The following is a 15,514-nucleotide window of genomic DNA, read 5'->3' as shown; positions in this document are numbered from 1 at the left end:
CAAATTCTCATAGCCCTAGCCAGTATTTTCTAAACCATTTATCGTCCCTGATTGTTTGCGCATTGACAGCACCCCCGCCATCATCTTAATCTTGGTTTTCTCATATAAAGCACCGGTGGCTGCATCCGCCTCATCCGCCGCATAATACTTTGCACCTCCCCGTCCCACCAGCAACGGCCACTTTTGACAGGATACCTGAAAATGACCAAGCGCATCATTGTAACCATCCTCGGCTTGCTACTACTGATAGGCGCCCTCGCCGGCGTTAAGTTTCTGCAGATCCGCAAAATGATCGATCAGGGCGCCGAGTTTCGTCCTCCGCCTGAAACCGTCACCAGCACTGAGGTCATCAATACTGACTGGGAAACCCTGCTGCCTGCCGTCGGCTCATTAAAGGCGGTACAGGGCATGACCGTGGCCGCCGAACTGCCCGGCAGGGTGACACGCATTCACTTTCAATCCGGTGCCATGGTCAGCGAAGGCACTCTGTTGCTGGAACAGGACAGTTCTTCGGAGCGCGCTTTGCTGCCCGGAGCCAAGGCCGCGTCTGATCTGGCCAAGATCAACCTGCAGCGGGCCGACAAACTGCTGGCAGAAAAAGTTGTCTCCCAGGCAGAATACGACAATGCAGTTACCAAACTTCGCCAGGCTATCGCCGAAGCCGACGACATTCAGGCCACGATTGCCAAAAAGGCTATTCGCGCTCCTTTCAGCGGTCGGCTCGGCATCCGACAGGTCGACCTGGGCCAACAGCTGCAATCGGGGCAGGACATTGTTTCACTGCAGACCCTCGACCCTATTTATCTTAATTTCTCCCTGCCTCAGCAAACCCTGTCCAAACTGCGCACCGGTTTAACCGTGCGCGTCACCAGCGACGCCTTTCCCAACAAAAGCGTCGAGGGTCGCCTCACCACAATCAGCCCCGAAGTCGATAGCGACACCCGCAACATTCGCCTTCAGGCAACCCTGAAAAACCCGGATGATATTTTGCGACCCGGAATGTTTGTCGAGGCAAAAGTCGTGCTGCCGGCCCAAAAACAAGTCCTGGTTATCCCGGCCACAGCCGTACTCTATGCACCCTATAGCGATTCGGTGTTTCTCATCGAAGAAGCAGACGGTAAAGCCGGTTTGGTATTGCGACAGCAATTTGTACGGCTGGGCGAGAAACGTGGCGATTTTGTGGCGGTGCAGTCCGGGCTGGAACCGGGGCAAAAGTTGGCCAGCAGCGGCGTCTTCAAGCTGCGCAACGGCCAGCAGGTGATCATCGACAATACCCTGGCGCCAAAATTCGACATTGCCCCGACGCCCGAGAACAACTGATGGCGGCGCATCAGGAAGTAATGCCTGAATCACTTAACCTATAAAACGGAACCGTTGCTGTCATGCACTTTACCGATCTTTTTATACGTCGCCCGGTATTGGCCCTGGTGGTCAGTCTGCTGATCACCATCGCAGGTCTGCAGGCGATCCGCTCTCTGAATGTCCGCCAGTATCCCCGCAGCGAAAACGCCGCAGTTACGGTGACAACCGTCTATGTCGGTGCCAGCGCCGACCTGGTGCGCGGTTTCGTTACGACTCCCCTGGAACGAGCCATCGCCGCCGCCGACGGTATCGACTATATCGAGTCGCAGAGCACTCTGGGTCTTTCTACCATCAAAGTCCGCCTCAAGCTCAACTACGACTCGACCAGGGCGTTGGCGGAAATCAGCTCCAAGGTTGACCAGGTACGCAACGACCTGCCGCCGGAAGCCGAAGTGCCGGTTATCAACATCGAATCGGCAGACAGCGCTTTCGCCTCGGCCTACCTGAGCTTCTCTTCCGATGTGTTGCTGCAGAATGAAATTACCGATTACCTGACGCGGGTGGTCCAACCCCGCCTGGCCGCGGTAGAAGGCGTGCAACGCGCCGACATCCTCGGGGCCCGCACTTTTGCCATGCGCGTCTGGCTGAAGCCTGAGAGAATGGCCGCTTTCAACGTCAGCCCGGCACAAGTTCGCCAAGCGCTGGCAAGCAACAACTATTTGGCGGCCCTCGGCCAAACCAAAGGCGCCCTGATTCAGATCAACCTTACCGCCAACACCAATCTTCAGACTGTCCAGGAGTTCAAGCAACTGGTGATCCGGCAACAGGATGGTGCTTTTGTGCGCCTGGAGGACATCGCCGATATCGTGTTGGGAGCTGAAAACTATACCCAGGAAGTGCGATTTTCCGGCCAGACGGCCGTTTTTATGGGTATCTGGTCCTTGCCTAACGCCAATGCCCTCGACGTCATTCAACGCATTCGCCAGGAAATGGAGGCCATTCAACGGGATTTGCCCCAGGGTATCTCGGCACGGGTCGCCTACGACGCCACTGAATATATTCAGGACGCCATCAACGAGGTCATCAAGACCCTGATCGAAACCCTGCTTATCGTGGTGGTGGTGATCTTTCTATTTCTCGGCTCCCTGCGGTCGGTGCTGGTTCCGGTGGTGGCCATCCCCCTCTCGCTGATCGGGGCGGTTTTTCTCATGCAGGTCTTCGGCTTTACCGTCAACCTGCTGACCCTGTTGGCCATCGTCCTTTCCGTAGGATTGGTTGTCGACGACGCTATTGTCATGGTGGAAAACGTCGAACGCCTCTTACGCAAGGGGCTCAGACCTTTGGATGCAGCGATACAGGGCGCCCGGGAACTGATCGGGCCGGTGATTGCCACCACCATTGTTCTGGCTGCCGTCTACGCCCCAATAGGGCTGCAGGGTGGCTTGACCGGGGCTCTTTTCCAGGAATTCGTCTTCACTCTGGCGGGGGCCGTGATCATTTCTACCGTAGTCGCCTTGACCCTGTCGCCAATGATGTCGGCTTATCTGCTCAAACCGGACATCGAGGACCATGGCCTGGCCGCCACCAGCGTCCGTCTCTTTAACCGGGCCAGCAAAGGCTACGGTCGTCTGCTCGACTATACCCTCCGTTGGCGGCCGGCTGTCTATCTGGTCTGGGTCGTTATCACCCTGCTGGCGGTACCCCTTTACCTCATGTCCCCGGTGGAACTGGCGCCGAGCGAAGACCAAGGGGTTATTTTCGGTATTCTTGAAGCCTCGGCCGATGCCTCCCTGGACCAGACCAGTCTCTATGCCGCGGCGGCCAACGATATTTTCCTTGGCATTCCCGAGACCGATTTCACCTTCCAGCTTACCTCGGCAACCTCCGGTTTTGGCGGCCTGGTGACCAAGCCCTGGGAACAACGCGAGCGCACCGTTTTTCAAATCTTGCCGGAGGTCCAGCAGAAACTGAGCGGCATTCCCGGCATCCGAATGTTCCCGGTCACTCCACCGGCCCTTCCCGGTGGCGGCGATTTCCCCGTTGAATTCGTCCTCGCCTCAACAGCCGACACCGAGCAGATCCTGCAATTCGCCCAGCAACTGCAGTTCAAAGCCATGCAAAGCGGCATGTTCCTTTTCCCGCCGATTATTGACGTCAAGATCGACCAACCCCAGAGTGAATTCATTATCGATCGCGATAAGGTTGCCATGCTTGGACTCGACCTTAAACAAGTCGGTGGCGACCTGGCAGCCATGGTCGGTGGCGATTATGTCAACCGTTTCGACATCGCTGGCCGTAGCTATAAAGTCATTCCGCAGATTCAGCGAACCGACCGACTGACGCCCGAACAGCTACAGAACATTCACGTCACCGGCCCCGCCGGACAATTGATTCCCCTGAGCACCATCGCCACTATTCGCAACAGCACCGTACCCCGCTCTTTGAATCGCCTGCAACAGCTTAACGCCGTCAAGTTGAGCGGTATTTCCATGCGCCCCCTGGATGAAGCCCTGAAATTTCTCGAAGACGAAGCGACCAAAATTCTGCCCGCCGGTTACACCATCGATTACACCGGAGAATCCCGCCAGTTGCGTACGGAGAGCGGTCGTTTTCTGCCCGCTTTCGCACTGGCAGTCGCCCTGATTTTCCTGGTACTGTCGGCCCAGTTCAACAGCTTTCGGGATCCTTTTGTTATTCTCGCCGGTTCCGTACCTCTGGGCATGTTCGGCGCCTTGCTCTTTACCTTTTTGAAAATTCCCGATCCGAACGTTGGCTTCTGGACTTCCGGCTGGACTACGACCCTGAATATATATTCCCAGGTCGGACTGGTCACCCTGGTTGGACTGGTGGCCAAAAACGGTATTCTCATCGTCGAATTCGCCAATCAACAACAATTAATCGGCTTACCCAAACTCGAGGCTATCCGTCAGGCATCGATCATCCGCCTGCGGCCGATCCTCATGACCAGCGCCGCGACTATCGCCGGTCATTTCCCTCTGACCCTGGTCAGTGGTGCCGGCGCCGCCGCTAGAAATTCCATCGGTCTGGTGCTGGTCGGGGGCATGTTTATCGGCAGCCTTTTTACCCTGTTCGTCGTTCCCTCGATCTATATGTTGGTGGCTCGCGACCACGACAAAGAGAGAGGATAGAAAAAGGCCGCCGCGATTGGTTCGTCGCGGCGGCCTTTGTTTTCCTGCCTGGCTGCTTAATTCAACGCCAAGCAACCCCTACATAACCTCATCCAGGAGCAACAATAGTCTCGTGTTCTTCCTCGACCACATCGACCAGCACAATCGGAATGTGCAATTCTTTCAAAAGATGGACCAGAGTATTTCTTAACAACTGCTCGCCATAGAGGATTCGCGGAGGCGTCATACCGTTTTGCACCCGGAACAGGAAGCTGGCATAGCCCACCACGGCACTGGCATTATCGGAATGTTTCAGAGTTTCCTGATATTCCTGCATGTTTTCCAGAGTCATGGACATCCACTGCTTCTTGTGGGCCATTTTCGTCTTATTCTCGGCAACCTGACCATAATTGCGTATTCTTCTCAGTGTTACCGGGGTTATTTCTACAATCTGCCTCACGTCAACTCCTTCCCCCATGTTCTTCGAACTATGATCCCCCTTGCCGGATATACCCCGAGGAGGTACCTCATCTGAAAAACAAGGACTTAATTGGTCATGTTTTATTGTACCCTCTGGCTGACAGCCAGGTCAAACCTGGGGGAGTATGGGTGCCGTACCAAGGGGTAAAAATTTGAGGAGAAGAGGGTTGTAGAAGGAATTTCGGCGCTAGGTCTTACCGCAGATAAAAGCGCACCGGCACTTCAAAAGCATGACCGGCGGGATCTGCAGGCCCGGGATATTTAGGATAGGGAGCCCCCCGGGTGACCGCTCGCAGAGAAGCTCTGTCGATCAGACCGTAGCCGGACCCCTTGACCAGGTCTGGGCCAGCAATGACTTTACCGGCGGAACTAAGCCGAAAGGAAACGACAGCCATCCCTTCGATACGCCGTTGCTGGGCAATCTTCGGATATCGTTTGGCCCGATCGATATGCATACGAACCCTGTTGCGATACCCATCAAGAGCAGAGCCGCGTCCAGTATCATGCTTTCCACTTCCCCCGCCCGCAGTACCTCCAACCGGTCGTTGTAAGGCAACCGCAGGGCTGCCGGGCAGTGCTGGAGCCGCCGGGGCGACCAGAGAGGCGTCGGCATCGAAACTGGTCGCTGGACGCGGCGGTACCACCTGCGGCATCTGCAGGTGCATGGGTACCGTAGTCTGAACCGGCACAGCTGCGGTGGTAGGCTGATGGGGAATCTGCGAAGGGTTCGGGGTCTGCACACCGAGTGCCCGGTTGGGAGCGGCCACTCCTTCAAGATCGATTTCGATACGATTAACGATTCGCTGGGGAGTCATCAGACTGGCACCAAGAAGCAACACCAGAGCCGCATGTATGAGCAGAGAGCCTCCCAAGGCCCATCGTTGCCTGGCTACCATACCTCAGTTACCCTCTTGAAGAGTTGCGACCACCAGCCGGGCGGCCCCGGCTTCTTTGGCCTTTTCCATCACCGAGACCAAGGTCTGCAGGGCCACTTCACGGTCTCCTCGCACGACAACCGTTGTATCGGCGCCAAGAACTTGTTCCAACTTAGCGGTCAGGCTGGCGAGGGGCAATCGTTGCCCCTTGACAAAGAGATCCCCTTTTTTGGTAATGGCTATGGCTACCTCATCTCGATCGCGGGTGGTGACAGAGTTGGAACTGGGCAGTTTGACTCCGATACCGTCTTCTTCGATAAACTGGGTGGTCAAAAGAAAAAACACCAGCAACAAAAAGACGATGTCGATAAGCGGAGTCAGGTTAAGCCCGGTGCTTTTGGTCCGTACCGGGATATCCATCAGCCATTCTCCCGTTGAGCGGCGTGTCTCTCATGAACCGAAGCGGGCTTGTTCGTCGAATTCAGGCAACCGGCCTCTTCCAGCTCGTCGAGCAATACTCCCGACTCTTCCTTGATGTCGGCTACCACCACATGCACCTTGCCCTGTAGATAGTTGTGGGCCACCATGGCCGGAATCGCAACCCCGAGACCAAGAGCGGTTGTCAACATGGCTTCCCAGATACCGCCGGCCAGAACCGAGGCATTGACCTTGCCGCCGAGATGTTGAATGGCCTGAAAGGCCTTGATCATGCCGGTAACGGTACCGAATAGACCGAGCAGCGGTGTTACGCTGGAGATCAAAAACAGGGTGGGTAAAAATCGCTCCATCTGGCGAATTTCACGGGCTGCGACGTGGGCAATAGATTTTTCCAGAGCGGCGCGCGTGGTCCGTTGTGACCCGGCGAGGCGGGTTAGTATCGGCGTCATGGCGATGGCCAAAGGATGAGATTCCTCCCGCAGTAAGGCCATGGCTTCGGTATAGGATCCTTCGGTAACCCGCTTACGCAACCGGTGCAAAACCCGGGCATCCTTGAGTCGCAATTGGCGAAAGGCCCAGCAGCGTTCGATAATGATAAACAGCGCAATTACCGATGAGCCGACAATGGCAATGCCAATAGGACCGGCTTTGCTCAAAAAAGCAACGAGACTTTCCATTGATCGCTTCTCCCTAAAAAAAAGTTGAGCTTTCGCAATATCAATTTACAGAGAAAATAAGTACCCATTTCCATCTGCAAGACATAACATTCAGGAGCATCAGATCCCTGTAACAGCTTGAAACACAGAAAAAATTCAGCAGTGTAACGAGATGTGTTTTAGTACGGCACTACCTAAATCACTGTTTAGAGACTCTTCCGGTACGCAGATCGAAAACACCGTCACCATCGAGATCTTCTTCGCGGCTGATCAAATTACCCGTAGCATTGAACAACTCTCGAACCTCCGGCACACCGTTCTCGTCGGCATCGATGGTCTGCTCCATGGTACCGTTGGCATGGAATTGTCGCTGACAATCGAGACGACCATCACCGTCCGTATCCTCTTCGGACCGTTGGGGCTTGCCATTGGCGTCGTAATGCCAAGTGCAGCGCACCTTACCGTTGGCGGTCAGTTCCTCGACTTTCGCCAAACGATTTACACCCTGATAATACTCAATCCGCTCGATACGTCCGTTGCGGTCTTCATCCAGCTCAGCCTTGCGTAACTTTCCTTTTTTATTGTAATGCCAGATCCCGCGCGGCTTTTTCACCCACTGCAGCACCCCGGAACTATAGTCCCACCTCGATTCAAAGGTGCCATCCCCGTCGCTATCCTTCTCGATCCGCTCCACGGCGCCGTCAACACCGTAAAAGGTCCTTTGCAGCTTCCCCTTTCGACCCTGTTCGCGCAACTCGGCCGAACCGTCCTTATGCCAGAGATATTTACGCTCCCACTTGCCGTCGCCATCGAGATCTTCGCGACGTTCGACACGACGCTGGTTGCGATAACGTTCTTCCGCTTCAAAACGTCCGTCTTTGTCCGCATCAATCTCCAGCTTTTCCAGCTGGCCCCGCCCGTTGTAATAAGCTTTTTGTCCGGGGCTTTCTTGAACCCACTCGGCAGACAAGGAAAGACCAGGGGCCAACAACAAGAAAGAAAAAACAAAGATTCCAACAAAACGCATGGGTTCCGCCCTTTCGTCAGGTTCCGGATCAGGCCGGCAATAGACAGACAAAGGATTCGGCGGTCCAGCGCCGCAACCGGCAGTTGTAGCAGGAGCGCTCTTCATCCGCCACCCACTCTTCCTCGACATCCGGACGAAAATCACCACATTCCGCAGCCGCCTCGCTGGCCAGGCTAAAAGCTTCATGACCGTGACGAAACGCCTTCTTACCCTGGGTATCCTTCAACCACATAGGAAACTCCTTTCAAAACTTGATGTACTCGCAAAAGCTCGTAGGGTGGCTAACCAAAAGCTTCGTCCTGCAAGACCTGGTGTTTTTCAGGGGCGAAGGCATACATCCAGTATGTCGAAGTCCTGAAAATACGCCGTAACGCCTCAAAGCGGACTTTTTGCGACGCCATCACCGTTAACTACACATAGGATGGCTAAGCAAAAATTTCGTCCTGCAAGGCCTGGTGTTTTTCAGGGTCGAAGGCATACATTTAGTATGTCGAGGTCCTGAAAAAACGCCGTAACGCCGCAGGGCGGACTTTTTGCGACGCCATCAAAACTTTTTCAGTTGACTGCGCGGAGTAGTCCGCCAACGAGCCCGACCTTCATCGGCATGCGGCGAAACCATCATGTAGATCTTGCCATCGAGCAGAACAGCCTTCGGTTTGTTCTCCACTTCAACTATTTCTGTTTCTGACAACAATTTGCCGTCCATCGTGCGCACACCGCCCAGAGAGGTCTGTGCCATGATGTCAGCAACCGTGGCCAAGCCATTCTCAGTATGGATTTTCAGCCAACCCTTCATCCGGCCGTCGTTGCCACTCAGGCGCAGACCGATACCGGCCAATGCCCCAACCACTCCTTGGCCGGTGCCGCCATGCTCGGAAAGATGTACGCCGAGCTGGGCGGCCATGTCATAAGCGGCCTGTTTGGTCAACACCTCCTTTTTGGCGGAATGACCAAAAGCGATGACAGCCTCGGGCTGGTTCAATTGCTCCATCACCGACACGCACAAGCCCGGATCGGAGCCTTCGGCGCTCTCCTGCTGAAGAAAGTCGCCGGCATAGGTGATCAATGAATCGAGAATAGTCGGATCGATATCTGCGGAAAAACACATGGAGCTATTATGGGAGGTATAGGGCACGTCGGGATGGACCAACAATTGATGGCGGGTAACGAAGTCGCAGCGCCCCCAGGAGCGGCGTTCGATTTCTTCAGCCATAATGGTGGCCAATTCACCGGTGCCGCGGGATTCGAGATTATCCGTGTCGTCGATACAGATCAATACATTCATTGTGTCACCTTGTTGACGGCATCCAGGTGCCGTTCCTTACGATATGACGCCGTAGGCATGCAAACGGCGAAGAACTACGGGGACCAACAGACCACCGAGTACCCCGAACAAGATCGCGCCAGCCGCTTCCAGCAGCGACGCCTGAAAATTAACCGTACGGTCCATGCCGGCTAAAAAATTCACACTATAGGCGGTAAAAAACTTGGTTGCGCCGGCACTTCCACCAACCAGAGCACACCAGAAATAGTTACGAAACAGATTCGGCATCAGCAGGCCGGCCAGATCGATGACCAGGGCTACCGCCAGATACTTGACCAGCATGAAGGGGCCGCTCTTGGCGAACCCGAGAAAAATCGAAGCGCTGCCGGCCAGTAGACCGGCAAAACTGGCGGCGAACCGGTAGCGGACGCTGCCCCGGGCCAATAACAAAAAGAAGGCGGTCACCAGCATGGCATGACCGGAAATATGCAGATGCAGCCGCAGCATCATTCTGGCCAATACCGCAAAAACGGCACAGAAGCCGATAAAAAGCGCATCCTTAAGGGACAGACGAAACAGACCGCCGGCTGGTTCAACAACTGGATTCATAATTGAGATTTTCTCCTGAGCAACAGCGGCTCGTTTAGATCTACTTATCAGAATCACTTATAGCCCGGGCCAACAGGTGCGCTTGGGCTGACTGCCAAAATCGCGGGCTCTCGCCGCTAAAGCGATATTTCCGGCCAAAGCCATGCTTTGCACCACCGCCGGGACCACCACGCAATGCAACAGATCGATCCAGTGCCAGGGTTTCGCCAGGTCTCTGGGCAAGATGCGCGCACCGCGCAAAACCTGCCCTTCGTAGATACTGCGTATCTCAGCCAACAAATGGGGAGCAAACTTGAGGCAGGTACTGAGCACAAAAGCCGTGCGGCAGGGCATGACCCGATTCAGGGCCTGAACGATGCGCGTTTGAGAGGTGCTGCGCACGAAGGTCATGCTCGGCAACAGAGCCAAAAACAGCTGCCAGGAAATCTGGAAGCCTCCCCAGAGGCCGGTCAGGTTCTGAAACCGGATCAGATAGAGCGCCAGGATAACCAGGGTCTGCCAAACGAAAGCTTTAAGTTCTCGGCGCAGGGATATCTGGCCATTGCCCAAGTACCAGAGCAAAGCCAGGTTGACGGTAGTCAACACCAGCAGAAAGGGAATGGTGCGGGCGGCAAAGGCCAGGCAGGAGAGGGTCAGGGCCAGAAGCATTCGTAGACCAACCCACTTGGCATCACCGGCCGGGGCAGGACCCTCGAGGGACGCCGACGGCAAACTGACCTTTCTAGGTGAAAAGAGTTTAACTGACAACAAGACGGCCTCCTTCAAGGTGCAGCACCTGATCAGCCCACCCCTCCCAGGCCTCCGGATCGTGGAAGGTCCAGAGCATGGTCGTGCCGTGTTGCCTATTGTAATGCACCAGCAACTCCATCACCTTACTGCTGTGACCATCATCCAGCCCGGCCAAAGGATCATCGAGAAACAACAAGTCAGGGCGTGGAGCCAGCACCGAAGCCAACGCCACCAGATGCTTCTGACCGTAGCTGAGTTTGTGGGGCGACTGATCGATGAGATGGCTGATTCCGCAGGCTGCCAGGGTTTCTTCGACCCGCTCTTCGACGGTCCCCTTGTTAACCCCCAAGCGCTTCAGAGGAAAAGCCACCTCATCGCCGACGGTATTTTCAAAGATCTGCTTCTGCGGATTCTGAAACAGGCATCCTAGCCTGCCACGCAAACGGTTGGCATCGGGAGCACCGCCGAGAATCTGTACCTCTCCCTGGTGCGGACTGAGGAAGCCGGCCAGGCAGCGCAGCAAGGTCGTCTTGCCGGTGCCATTCAGACCGGTAAGGGCATAACGCTGGCCTTTTTCGGCACGAAAGGAGACCTGCGACCAGACCGGCTGATCACCGACCCCGACAAAGGAAAGATCCTGAACCTGCAGCACCGTCTCTTCTCCAGCGACCGATGATGAAGGGGCCAAGGGAGCGAGCGCCTCCCCTCGGTAGCGTCCTTCGGCGAAACTGCCGCTGCCATCAAGCTGCCAGAAGGTATCGATTTCGCTCAGCAACGAATCAGGACGGTGTTCGCATAAAATAACAGCGACTCCGTCCTGCTTGAGGCGACGCAGGCACTTACGAAGAAGCTCCAGACCTTCCGGGTCGAGCTGGGCGCCGGGCTCATCTAGAATAAGTAACCGAGGCTTCATAACCAGTAATGCCGCAATGAGCAAGCGATACTTCTGCCCCATGGAAAGCTTATCCACCGGATAATCCAGCGGTTTATCGAGTCCGACGGCCTGTACGGCAGCGGAAACCCGCTCCGGCATCTCGGCAGGTTCGACACAAAGGTTTTCCAGACCGAAGGCCACCTCCGCACCCACCGTGCTCGTCAGTAGTTGAACCTCCGGGTCTTGCAGTACCATGCCGACATTCATGTCGGTCGACTCAGTTACCGAAGGCACCTCGATTTCGCCCTCGTACCGTCCGGCAGTTAACAACCCTTTGAGGGCCAGAGCCAAAGTCGTCTTTCCCGAACCCGTCGGCCCGGTCAGACAGTAACAACGGCCGGCTTCGACCTCCAGGTTAAGGTCCTGCAAAACGGGCGCCTCCACCTCCGGATAGGTGAAGGAAAACTTCTTCAATCGTAAAATTACGCCCATCGTCCGATTTTATCCGCTCTCAACGGCAAACATCAAAGTCGCCCGCATACTTATTGATGACGACCAAACAAAGTACGGCACAACAACACCTCGCTATACCCGGTGGAATATAACGAATTTCTATTGCTGAGTCAAACATTTACCCCAACCCCGAAGTCGGATTAAAATGCTTCCGAACCAATTCTTTGATTTCCCTGCTACAGGCCAAAAACCATTCATTTCATACGGCTGGCTAACAAGTCTTTGAAATGACAGAGCTTGCCTATATAATAGTGCCAAACTATTAACTGAACTTTCATGCTCGGAAGGCAACGCCGTGTGCAAAAAAATCTTTATTGCCGCTACCGGACAGCAATGTGGCAAAACCACCACCAGCATCGCCCTGTTGCATATGGCCCGCAAAAAGTATCGCCGGGTCGGGTTTATGAAACCACTGGGTCCGAAACCGACCTTATTTAACGGCCGGTGGGTCGACCAGGATGCCGCTTTGCTGGCCAGAATCTACGACCTGGAAGAAGACCTTGATTATATGTCGCCGGTGGTTTTACAGCCCAACTCCACTCGCCAGATCCTCGATAAAAAGATCTCGCCCGGCGATCTCGAAGTACAAATCCTGCAAGCAGCCCGGGAACTGGAGCAACGCTGCGACCTGTTGATTATCGAGGGGGCCGGTCATAGTGGCGTCGGGTCGGTGGTCGGTCTGAACAATGCCCGTATAGCGCGTTTACTCGACGCACCGATCCTGATGGTGACTGATGCCGGCATCGGTCGCGTGATTGACAATGTCCACCTCAACATGGCCCTGCTCCTCCAGGAAAAGGCCGACTTACGGATGATGTTGATCAACAAGTTGCTGTCGAAAAAAAGGCAGGAAACCATGGCCTACCTGCAGCAAGCCTTCAGCGGAGAACCTTTCAAGGTCGTACCCGGCTTCGACTTCTCGCCGGTGCTGGCGAATCCGACCCTCAACCACATAGCCAAACTGCTCGGCGTCCCTCTCAAGGGCGAGCAGAGTGCCGGACCGCGTATCGTTCACCATACGCAGCTCGGTGCTGCCTCCACCCAACGGGTTCACGACCTCCTGGAAGAATCTTCTTTACTGATCGTCACTAGCACCCGCAACGAACTCCTGGTAACCCTGGCGGCTTTGTACAACATTCCCGAATACCGAAGCAAAATTGCCGGATTGGTGATCCCCGGCCTGTTTCCCATCTCCAAAGTTACCCAGCAAATTCTCGACCGCAGCCAGATCCCCTATATGCGTGCCGAGAGCTACAGCAGCGGGGAAGTTTTTTCCACCATCGCCAATGACCTGGCCAAAATAGATGCCGAGGACCAGGAAAAGATCGTCTTGCTGCAATCGCTGGCAGAAACCGAGCTGGACTTCGACGCCATTGATGATCTGTTCTGAAATTTTCAACAAGCCGCTGAGGCGAAGCGAGCTAGCATCTTTAAAGGCCAAAAAAACCGACAAACGTTTCTCACGCAAAACCGCAAAGACGCCAGGACAATCAAAACCTTCTTTCCAGATTTTTCGTTTCGGCTTTGCGTCTTGAGTGAGCCAAACGAACGAGCGTGAGATAGAGATTGTGATTTTGCCTGTTAATTTTTTGGAGATCCCTTGAATCCCGACAACCTGAAAAAATTACTGGAAAGCTTGAGCGACGGCCAGGTTTCCGTCGACCAGGCCCTGGAACGACTCGCCACCCTACCCTACGAAGACCTCGACATTGCCTGCCTCGATCATCATCGGCAACTGCGTCAGGGCGCTCCGGAAACGATTCTCGGGGCCAGCAAAACTGCGATTCAAATGATTACTATTGTCGCGGCCATGCTGCGCCGTGACAGCAACGTGCTGATCACCCGCCTCGACGAGGATAAGGCCGCACAACTGTTGGCTGAATATCCCCAAGGTGTTTATGACAGCGAGGCTCGAACTTTTTCCCTGATACAGAACCCGATTGAAATCACCGGCCTTGGCAAGATCCTGGTGGTCTGTGCCGGCACCTCGGACCTGCCCGTGGCCCGGGAAGCAGCCGAGACAGCGCGTATGCTTGGCAACGAGGTGGAAGAACTGGTTGATGTCGGAGTCGCCGGGATTCACCGCCTCTTCGATCGACTGGACCTGCTTCGCAGCGCAGCAGTAGTCATCGTGGTAGCCGGCATGGAAGGCGCTCTGCCTTCGGTGATCGGCGGCCTGGTGGCGTCCCCGGTCATCGCAGTGCCGACCTCGGTCGGATACGGAGCCAGCTTCGGCGGCATCGCTGCACTGCTCGGCATGCTCAATTCCTGCGCCAGCGGGGTCACGGTGGTCAACATTGACAACGGTTTCGGTGCCGCTTGCGCCGCCGCCCGCATCAACCGACGGAATTCATCATGAAAACCCTGTTTCTCGACACCTTCTCCGGCATCTCCGGCGACATGTTTCTCGGTCTGCTGCTCGATCTGGGACTATCTCTGGCAGATCTCGAAGCTGAATTGCAGAAACTACCCGTTGACGGCTACCGCCTGGAACTGAAGACCGTTCAGCGCCAGGCCATTACCGGCAGCAAACTGACCGTGCACTGCAAAGAGCAACACCATCACCGCACCTGGAGCGGCATCGACCGCATGCTGATGGACAGCGATCTGGCCTCTCCGGTTAAAGAACTGGCGCGGCGCATCTTTCGGCGCATCGGTGAAGCGGAAGCCCGGATTCATGGCGTTGCTCTGGAAACGGTCCATTTTCACGAGGTTGGTGCGCTCGATTCCATCGTCGATATTGTCGGTGCCGCCATCGGCTTGCATCTGCTGGGAAATCCGCAGGTCGCCTGCACCCCCCTGCCGATGACCCGGGGCACGGTGCGCTGCGCCCACGGCAGCTTTCCCCTGCCGGCCCCGGCTACCCTGGAGATCCTTAACGGCCTGCCGATAGTCCACGATTTTGCCGGAGTCGAACTGGTCACCCCTACCGGTGCGGCTATCGCCGCTGAAATCGCTACCTTCGGCACCCTGCCATCCATGATCCTGGGAAAAACCGGTTATGGAGCCGGGGAACGGGAACTGAGGGATCGACCAAACCTGCTGCGGGGCCTGCTCGGTGAAACAGGGGCAGAAGAAACCCTCGACCGGGACCGTGTGGCGATCCTTGAAACCCATCTAGACGACGCCAACCCTGAATGGCTCGGCGCCCTGATGGACAGCCTGTTGACAGCCGGAGCTTTTGATGTCGGTTACAATGCCTTGCAGATGAAGAAGAATCGACCAGGCTTAGCTTTGACCGTTATCGCCCCGCCCCATTTATCCGAACAACTGGCACGAATCATAATGCGGGAAAGCAGCGCCGGAGGAGTACGCTGGCGGGAGTCTAGCCGCTACAAACTGCACAGCGAACCGGGTACTGTAACCACCAATCTCGGGAAAGCGCAGGTCAAGCATTTCTATGAGGGAGACGTGCTACTGCGCTCGGTGCCGGAATATGAAAGTTGTCGCCAACTGGCAATCGATTGCGGCCTGCCGTTGCCGGAAGTGTATCGGTTGGTGGAACGAGGAATCGACGCTGCGAAAAAAAACCGACCCTGAAAAAGCATCTCTGCGAGAGAAATCATCTTTTGAATTCTTTGCCCCTGTATTCCTTCACACAAGTTGCGAAAAGTACCAA

General features: G+C 55.5%; 15 protein-coding genes. 5 read left to right on the top strand and 10 right to left on the bottom strand.

The features are described from left to right. Nucleotides 1-201 precede the first annotated feature (201 nt). Together A7E78_RS14095 and A7E78_RS14090 are read left to right on the top strand one after the other, a co-directional pair. Nucleotides 202-1,320, top strand: coding sequence for an efflux RND transporter periplasmic adaptor subunit (locus A7E78_RS14095; protein WP_072284858.1), 1,119 nt, complete (start codon nt 202-204; stop codon nt 1,318-1,320). 62 nt (nt 1,321-1,382) lie between these two features. Continuing rightward, on the top strand, nt 1,383-4,451 hold the full coding sequence (locus A7E78_RS14090) for an efflux RND transporter permease subunit (protein WP_072284857.1): 3,069 nt from the start codon (nt 1,383-1,385) through the stop codon (nt 4,449-4,451). An 88-nt stretch (nt 4,452-4,539) separates the two neighbouring features. Here A7E78_RS14090 and A7E78_RS14085 read toward each other — a convergent pair whose 3' ends face one another. The 10 genes from A7E78_RS14085 to A7E78_RS14040 all read right to left on the bottom strand — a co-directional run bounded on the left by A7E78_RS14085 (nt 4,540) and on the right by A7E78_RS14040 (nt 11,874). Next, entirely contained in the window at nt 4,540-4,890 is a 351-nt protein-coding gene (locus tag A7E78_RS14085; RefSeq protein WP_072284856.1) for a hypothetical protein, read from the bottom strand. A gap of 214 nt (nt 4,891-5,104) precedes the next feature. Further along, a complete protein-coding gene (locus tag A7E78_RS14080) occupies nt 5,105-5,806 on the bottom strand; it encodes an energy transducer TonB (protein WP_072284855.1) in 702 nt (233 codons plus the stop codon). Nucleotides 5,807-5,809: 3 nt separating this feature from the next. Beyond that, the gene (locus tag A7E78_RS14075; RefSeq protein ID WP_072284854.1) at nt 5,810-6,205 is read right to left on the bottom strand and encodes an ExbD/TolR family protein; all 396 of its coding nucleotides are present in this window, start codon (nt 6,203-6,205) and stop codon (nt 5,810-5,812) included. After that, the gene (locus A7E78_RS14070; RefSeq protein WP_072284853.1) at nt 6,205-6,900 is read right to left on the bottom strand and encodes a MotA/TolQ/ExbB proton channel family protein; all 696 of its coding nucleotides are present in this window, start codon (nt 6,898-6,900) and stop codon (nt 6,205-6,207) included. Before A7E78_RS14070 ends, A7E78_RS14075 begins: the two co-directional genes overlap by 1 nt. Before the next feature lie 178 nt (nt 6,901-7,078). Continuing rightward, a complete protein-coding gene (locus A7E78_RS14065) occupies nt 7,079-7,906 on the bottom strand; it encodes a hypothetical protein (protein ID WP_072284852.1) in 828 nt (275 codons plus the stop codon). Between the two features lie 28 nt (nt 7,907-7,934). Further along, complete coding sequence (locus A7E78_RS14060; RefSeq protein ID WP_072284851.1) at nt 7,935-8,138, bottom strand: hypothetical protein; 204 nt, start codon at nt 8,136-8,138, stop codon at nt 7,935-7,937. Nucleotides 8,139-8,450: 312 nt separating this feature from the next. Then, nucleotides 8,451-9,191: a hypothetical protein gene (locus A7E78_RS14055; protein WP_072284850.1), complete on the bottom strand. Its 741-nt coding sequence runs from the start codon at nt 9,189-9,191 to the stop codon at nt 8,451-8,453. Between the two features lie 36 nt (nt 9,192-9,227). Then, nucleotides 9,228-9,779, bottom strand: coding sequence for a hypothetical protein (locus A7E78_RS14050; RefSeq protein WP_072284849.1), 552 nt, complete (start codon nt 9,777-9,779; stop codon nt 9,228-9,230). A 57-nt stretch (nt 9,780-9,836) separates the two neighbouring features. Beyond that, the gene (locus A7E78_RS14045; RefSeq protein ID WP_072284848.1) at nt 9,837-10,529 is read right to left on the bottom strand and encodes an energy-coupling factor transporter transmembrane component T family protein; all 693 of its coding nucleotides are present in this window, start codon (nt 10,527-10,529) and stop codon (nt 9,837-9,839) included. Next, nucleotides 10,516-11,874 carry an ABC transporter ATP-binding protein gene (locus A7E78_RS14040; protein ID WP_072284847.1) on the bottom strand — a complete coding sequence of 453 codons (1,359 nt, stop codon included), beginning with the start codon at nt 11,872-11,874 and terminating at the stop codon, nt 10,516-10,518. The genes A7E78_RS14045 and A7E78_RS14040 overlap by 14 nt, the downstream gene beginning before the upstream one ends. Before the next feature lie 316 nt (nt 11,875-12,190). Between A7E78_RS14040 and A7E78_RS14035 the strand changes: the two genes are divergently transcribed. The 3 genes from A7E78_RS14035 to larC all read left to right on the top strand — a co-directional run bounded on the left by A7E78_RS14035 (nt 12,191) and on the right by larC (nt 15,435). Further along, complete coding sequence (locus A7E78_RS14035; protein WP_072284846.1) at nt 12,191-13,285, top strand: AAA family ATPase; 1,095 nt, start codon at nt 12,191-12,193, stop codon at nt 13,283-13,285. Between the two features lie 210 nt (nt 13,286-13,495). Further along, nucleotides 13,496-14,254 (top strand): nickel pincer cofactor biosynthesis protein LarB, encoded by a 759-nt coding sequence (gene larB, locus A7E78_RS14030; protein WP_072284845.1) that lies wholly within the window; start codon nt 13,496-13,498, stop codon nt 14,252-14,254. Then, nucleotides 14,251-15,435: a nickel pincer cofactor biosynthesis protein LarC gene (larC, locus tag A7E78_RS14025; protein WP_072284844.1), complete on the top strand. Its 1,185-nt coding sequence runs from the start codon at nt 14,251-14,253 to the stop codon at nt 15,433-15,435. Before larB ends, larC begins: the two co-directional genes overlap by 4 nt. Nucleotides 15,436-15,514 lie beyond the last annotated feature (79 nt).

Origin of the sequence: Syntrophotalea acetylenivorans (assembly GCF_001887775.1) — a bacterium.
GTDB lineage: Bacteria > Desulfobacterota > Desulfuromonadia > Desulfuromonadales > Syntrophotaleaceae > Syntrophotalea_A > Syntrophotalea_A acetylenivorans.
The sequence above is the reverse complement of the archived record's forward strand: the minus strand, read 5'-3'. Positions and strand labels throughout refer to the sequence as shown.

Coding starts and splice junctions, on each gene's coding strand:
- A7E78_RS14060 (WP_072284851.1), bottom strand. CDS start 8,138: ATGTGGTTGAAGGATACCCAGGGTAAGAAGGCGTTTCGTCACGGTCAT.
- A7E78_RS14075 (WP_072284854.1), bottom strand. CDS start 6,205: ATGGATATCCCGGTACGGACCAAAAGCACCGGGCTTAACCTGACTCCG.
- A7E78_RS14065 (WP_072284852.1), bottom strand. CDS start 7,906: ATGCGTTTTGTTGGAATCTTTGTTTTTTCTTTCTTGTTGTTGGCCCCT.
- larC (WP_072284844.1), top strand. CDS start 14,251: ATGAAAACCCTGTTTCTCGACACCTTCTCCGGCATCTCCGGCGACATG.
- A7E78_RS14090 (WP_072284857.1), top strand. CDS start 1,383: ATGCACTTTACCGATCTTTTTATACGTCGCCCGGTATTGGCCCTGGTG.
- A7E78_RS14050 (WP_072284849.1), bottom strand. CDS start 9,779: ATGAATCCAGTTGTTGAACCAGCCGGCGGTCTGTTTCGTCTGTCCCTT.
- A7E78_RS14040 (WP_072284847.1), bottom strand. CDS start 11,874: ATGGGCGTAATTTTACGATTGAAGAAGTTTTCCTTCACCTATCCGGAG.
- A7E78_RS14070 (WP_072284853.1), bottom strand. CDS start 6,900: ATGGAAAGTCTCGTTGCTTTTTTGAGCAAAGCCGGTCCTATTGGCATT.
- A7E78_RS14095 (WP_072284858.1), top strand. CDS start 202: ATGACCAAGCGCATCATTGTAACCATCCTCGGCTTGCTACTACTGATA.
- A7E78_RS14080 (WP_072284855.1), bottom strand. CDS start 5,806: ATGGTAGCCAGGCAACGATGGGCCTTGGGAGGCTCTCTGCTCATACAT.
- A7E78_RS14055 (WP_072284850.1), bottom strand. CDS start 9,191: ATGAATGTATTGATCTGTATCGACGACACGGATAATCTCGAATCCCGC.